3 protein-coding genes are annotated in these 2,234 nt (G+C 67.9%); all 3 read left to right on the top strand.

Annotation, left to right across the window (positions count from 1 at the left end):
- On the top strand, window positions 1–369 hold a 369-nt coding region (locus EOA38_RS34230), incomplete at its 5' end, for a type VI secretion system baseplate subunit TssF (protein ID WP_189435112.1).
- Window positions 333–1,412 carry a type VI secretion system baseplate subunit TssG gene (gene tssG / locus EOA38_RS34225; protein ID WP_127301300.1) on the top strand — a complete coding sequence of 360 codons (1,080 nt, stop codon included), beginning with the start codon at window positions 333–335 and terminating at the stop codon, window positions 1,410–1,412. The genes EOA38_RS34230 and tssG, both read left to right, overlap by 37 nt.
- Window positions 1,412–2,234, top strand: an 823-nt coding sequence (locus EOA38_RS34220; RefSeq protein WP_127301299.1) for an FHA domain-containing protein, incomplete at its 3' end; no start/stop codon positions are given. The genes tssG and EOA38_RS34220, both read left to right, overlap by 1 nt.

The raw sequence follows: 2,234 nt of genomic DNA, 5'->3' as shown, positions 1-2,234 counted from the left end.
TTCCTGAGCCTCGCCAAGGAAGGCCGCGGGGTTGACCCTTTGCATGCGCTGCTCGATCTTTATGCCGACCGCGGCGATCCGAGCCTTGCCCGCAACGTGCATTCGATCACCCGCATCGACTCGCGCCCGGTCATCGAGCGGCTCAAGATCGACGGGCCGATGTGCTTCGGACGGGGCACGGAGGTGACGCTGCATGTCGACCAGTCGGTGCTGGCGGGGCAAAGCACGCTGCTGCTTTCGGCCCTGCTTGCGCGGCTGTTTGCCCGCCACGCCGGAATAAACGGCTTCGTGCGGACGCGCACGCGGCTGTTGCAGAAGCAGGAGGATGTGCCATGGCCGATGACGCCCGGCAATCGCTACCTGATCTAGGCAGGTCCGCTCCCAACGCAACGGGCCCGAGCGGGACCGAGGCGCTGTCGGAGGGCTTCGACTTCTTCGAGCTGCTGCGCCGGCTGGAGCAGAAAGGCGGGCTGTTCGGCTATTCCGGCCAGGCCAATCGCGAGCCGGCCCGGCTCGGCCAGCATGTGCGCCTGAGCTTTTCAGCCAGGGACGTGGTCAAATTCCAGGAGGCTGGCGAAAAGGCGCCGGCGCGGGTGACCGTCGCCAATCTCGGTCTGCTCGGGCCTGAAGGACCCCTGCCGCTGCATCTGACGCGCTGGGTGCTCGACCGGCTGTCGCAACGCTGGTTCACCGGCGCCGACGCGGAGCAGACCAGCGACACGACCTTCGTCGATTTCGTCAACATCCTCCAACACCGGATGATAGCGCTCTACTATCGGGCCTGGGCGGACGCGCATCCAGCGGTCCAGGTCGAACGTTCGGTCGGCGGACGCGTCCGCGCCATGCTCGAAGCCATGGCGGGGATCGGGCTTCCGGGCACCCAAGATCCTGAGCTCGACACGGTTCGGCTGCGCCAGGCGGGATCGCTCGCCAACCAGGTCGACGGCGCGGAGCGGCTGACGCTGTTCCTCGCCACGGCCTTCAAGGTGCCGGTTCAGATCAAGGAATTCGTCGCCGCCTGGATCACCATACCGGCGGCGCTGCAGAGCCGCGTTGGCAAGGCCTATGCGGCGCTCGGCCGCGGAGCCACGATCGGCCCGCGCGTTTTCAGCCGCCAGAGCCGGATCGAATTGCGCGTCGGCCCGCTCAGCCTCGACGACTTCAAGTCATTCCTGCCCGGCGAACGGCGCCTCGCCGTCTTCAAGAAAGCGGTCCGCGACATGATCGGGGAAGCGCTGGATGTCGATTTACGCATTGTGCTTGCGCGCGACGCCGTGCCGCCGCCCCGTATCGGAACCGTCCAGCTCGGCCGAACCTCCTGGCTTGCGCGCCCCGCCGAGAGGGGCGACGCCGACGATTTCAAGCTGCGCACCATCGTCGGCTGGCGGCCGGAAATGGCGGAGGTGGCCTGATGAGCCTGCTGCTGACGCTCGAACAGGGCCCACGCTCCCAGGTGGTGAGACAGACCCGGCTGGACGAAGGCGAACTGGTGATCGGCCGCAGCGCCGATGCTGGCTGGCAGATCGACGACCCCGACATGTTCGTCTCGCGCGCGCATTGCAAGATCAGCGGCGGCCGCGACGGCTACTTCGTGACCGACACCTCGAGCAGCGGGCTGTTCATCGACGATTCCGACAGCCCGCTCGGCACCGGCAGGTCGACGCGGCTGCAGAGCGGCATGCGGCTGAGGTTGGGCGACTACGTTCTGTATGTCGAGGTTCAGCCAAACGCGAGCCAGACGTCGGTCGGTCGGGTCGCCAACCAGTCCACCCCCGCATGGGCGCCACCGCAGCCGCGGCCTTCACCCAGCATCGGCGGCGACGATTTCTTTTCGGCCAAGGTCGAGGAAGAGCCGCGGCGGCCGCGTCCGGCCGATCTGCCAGACCCGTTCGAACAGCCTGCGCCCGGCGCTTATGATCGTGCTTCGAACCGGCGCAGTTCGCCTGCCTTCGACGACCCGTTCAGCCTCGATCCGGTGGCGACGCCGGAATCCAGCGATGCCGAGGCGCCCGGCCGGTCGGATCCGTTCGGTTTCGACGAGATGCCGTCCCGCGACAGGGCGGCGGAGCCGGCGCCCAAACCGGCCGACTTCGATGACGATGTCGGGTTCGGGCCGGCTGCGGCGCCTGCCTCGGCCAACGGCGCCGATCCGGCCGGTCGTGGCGAACACCCGGCTGAAAAACCGCAGGCCGCTCATCCCTGGAATATGCCGAGCCAAGCGGTCGAGCCTCCTC

The sequence above is a fragment of the Mesorhizobium sp. M1E.F.Ca.ET.041.01.1.1 genome (assembly GCF_003997355.1).
GTDB lineage: Bacteria > Pseudomonadota > Alphaproteobacteria > Rhizobiales > Rhizobiaceae > Mesorhizobium.
This window is presented reverse-complemented; position numbering and strand designations above follow the sequence as displayed.